This is a genomic window from Arthrobacter livingstonensis, from assembly GCF_003219815.1.
GTDB classification, from domain to species: Bacteria; Actinomycetota; Actinomycetes; order Actinomycetales; family Micrococcaceae; genus Specibacter; species Specibacter livingstonensis.
Genome location: NZ_QJVD01000076.1, coordinates 1 through 3051 on the forward strand (window position 1 = coordinate 1; position 3051 = coordinate 3051).

2 protein-coding genes are annotated in these 3051 nt (G+C 57.9%); one reads left to right on the forward strand and one right to left on the reverse strand.

Going from position 1 to position 3051, the window contains the following annotated elements; genetic code table 11:
- Nucleotides 1-41: 41 nt before the first annotated feature.
- The gene (locus tag CVV68_RS22735) at nt 42-1514 is read left to right on the forward strand and encodes an APC family permease (RefSeq protein WP_110503251.1); all 1473 of its coding nucleotides are present in this window, start codon (nt 42-44) and stop codon (nt 1512-1514) included.
- A 338-nt stretch (nt 1515-1852) separates the two neighbouring features.
- On the opposite strand, the gene CVV68_RS22740 is transcribed toward CVV68_RS22735, so the two are convergent.
- The gene (locus CVV68_RS22740) at nt 1853-2839 is read right to left on the reverse strand and encodes an IS30 family transposase (RefSeq protein ID WP_245933745.1); all 987 of its coding nucleotides are present in this window, start codon (nt 2837-2839) and stop codon (nt 1853-1855) included.
- Between the last annotated feature and the right edge of the window lie 212 nt (nt 2840-3051).

The window sequence follows — 3051 nt, forward strand, 5'->3', positions numbered from 1 at the left end:
ACTAGAAAATCAGACGACTTTACGTTGTAAGGGAGATTGTTATGAGTGAAAAACGTTTGAATGGAGACGATCACCTGAAAAGGTCGATCGACTGGAAGCAGGGCATGGCCATTGCGCTGGGTGTGCCCTTGCTGATTCTCCCGTCCTTGGGGTACCTTCCCCTGTATGTGTCTGCTGCAGCTATTCTAATCTGGGGACTATCGGTCCTTCAGGGCTTCATGCAAAACACTGCGTACGCTGAAATGGCCACCACGCTTCCCAAGGTCTCTGGGGTGCCGGGTTTTGCCCAGCATATATATGCCGAAGACCACCAGGGCCGGTACAACAAGGGCAAGCTACTTGGTGGTTTCACCGCCTGGAGTTACTGGTTTGGCTGGAACCCGATACTGGCGATCTTTTCCATCCTCGTCGGCGGTTACCTTCATGGGCTGTTTCCGGTGCTGGGCGAGACCTTTACTGAGTATCAGCTGTCTTTGATGGCAGGTGGGGTGATTTTTACCGGATTGTTCGTGGTTAATTGGTTCGGCCTCAAGGAAGGCGCCATCCTTGGTTACATCCTGGCGGCTATATCTTTGATTCCGCTGGTCATCCTGGCCGTGGCTCCTTTTGCTACCGGACACGTTGAACTGTCCAATATCACTGGCAGCTGGTGGCCGACTGACTGGGCCTGGGATCTGCATCATATCCTGATTCTCTTTGGCGTCTTTGGAATTGCGCATTGGAGTGCCTGTGCCTGGGAAACTGCAGCCATGTACGGTCCTGAATACAAAAATCCGTCGAAGGATGCCCCGAAAGCGTTGTTTGCCTGCGGCATCATCTGCTTCTTCTTGTTTGTCCTGCTGCAATCTTCAGTGATCGGTGTACTGGGTGTTGACGGGGTGCTTGCAGAACCTGTGTCGCCTCTGATTCCGGTCGCCGAGGCTGTATTCGGCCAAGCCGGCTCCATGATCACCATTATCCTGTTGATGGCCGCCATGGTTCTGATCATTCAAACGGCATTTCTGGGTTCTTCCCGCGCCATGCACTCCATGTCGCGGGAGGGTAACCTTCCCAAGATATTTGGTCACACCAACCGCCACGGAACTCCGTTTGTTGCCCTGCTGGTCATCGCTGCCTTTAACCTGGCGCTGATTTCCATGGGAAACGCCTCGGCAGTTCTTGGGGCCTCGGCGATTGGCTACACCATAGCCCATGGCCTCAGCCTGCTCGCCTATGTCAAATCTAAAAAAGACCCGGCCTTCGCTGATCTGGAGCGGCCGTTCAAGGCGCCCAAGGGTTGGAAATATGTCGGTCTGTTCTTTGGCCTGTTCAATGTGCCGCTTTGTGTTGTCGGTGTGGTCTACCTGAACAGTCTGGAAATCGGTTGGGCTCCCACCTGGGTGGCCTTTGCTGTGTTGGGGGCCTACATACCCATCTGGCTCTATTCCCAGCATGAATCGAGACGCGCAAATAGAAAGGCAGCCACTGCTCGCGCTTCAGATCGCGATGCCACAGATCTGGAAAAGGTTTCGTAACGTTAGGTGCAGCAACTGGTACGAAAATAAAGTGGTTAGGCGGCTTGGGTGAGAGTGACTTCCTATTCGAGCCGCTTTTCCAATTCTTCAGAATTGAGGAGTAGGTAATCCTATAACATTGTCGTTTTCTCTTATGGATGTTGGCTGGCCTGGGGCTGGCCATCAGACTATGTTATAGGTCCAATTCATCGGAACCGACTTGGGTGGCTGGGCAGCTGAAGACCGTTGCCAAGTTTGCCGCGCGCCCAGAAACCCCGATGTCAGGAACGCGACGGCAACCGAGGGCGGTGTCAAGCCGTCTTAGCAACATTGTCGTTGAGTAGCTTGGTGAATACTTCTCATGGTGTGAGGAATCCCAGGACGGCGCGGGGGCGGTCGTTGAGCTCATCATCGATGGAGTCCAGATAGGGTTGGTGGCTGGTCAGTTCGATGCCCTTGGGCAAGTACTCCCGGATCAGCCCGTTCGTGTTCTCATTGGAGAGACGCTCCCAGGGTGAGTGGGGGTGGGCGAAGTACACCGGCAGGTCCGGGGCCACGGTGAGTTGGGCCTGGCGGGCCATCTCGGTGCCCTGGTCCCATGTCAAGGAACCGCGCATCAGGGCCGGCAGGTCATTGACCCTGTTGATGAGGACGTCGGCGAGTCCGTCAGCCTTCATTCCCTCGGGCAGCGTTAGCGTGATCAGGAACCGGCTGTGCCTCTCCACCAGCGTCGCGATAGCGCTCTTGCCGCCCTTGCCGACCACCAGGTCCCCTTCCGACACGCCAGGAACACGGCGATCTGATGCTTCCTCGGGACGGTCGTCGATGCTGACCATCCGATGATCCTCCCGCCGGTACGTTCGCCCAACGGCTTCACCGATTTGCGCTTCGTACGCTTGGACTGCAGCAGGATTCCGGACTTCGCCAGTTCTCCCTTGGGCAGGGCGTAAATCCACTGGTAGATGGCCTCGTGGGACACGGTGCGACCCTCGGCGTCGGGTGATTTCGTCATGGGTCTCAACGCTGGCGTCCGTCGCCTCCAAACGCAAACGGCCGGCGATCTGCCGCGGCGTCCTCGACCTGAGAAGATCCTCCCTCACCCGCGCTGCAAGGACCGGATCCGTCCCGATCTTCCTCGCCTGCGGACGCTTGCGCTTCCGCTCCGCGGAGCAGTCGGCACTCACGGGACGGTAGCCGCGGGTCTTCGTCGAGTTCCGCCGGCGTTCCCGCCAAATGATCGTGTGATCCCGACCAAGATCAGCCCCGATCTGCCGATCCGTCCTGCCAGCCTGGATGCCTACGGCGATGTCCGCCCGATCCGAAAACGACAACGCCCTACGCCCCACCAGCAACTCCTCTATCTAACTAACTTGTTGCTTCGAGGGTATGACACCGCCCAGGACTGCAGACGGCACCATTTCGCTGGGCCGGTGCCCGTTCGCCGGTGACCGCGGACCCACTGCAGGGCGCGGCAACACCGGCGCCGCCGGGTTACCGGGTGTCTGTTCCGCCGCCGGTTCGGGGTGCGTGTGGGACGAGTTTGAGTCCGATTACGGCG

Coding starts and splice junctions, on each gene's coding strand:
- CVV68_RS22735 (WP_110503251.1), top strand. CDS start 42: ATGAGTGAAAAACGTTTGAATGGAGACGATCACCTGAAAAGGTCGATC.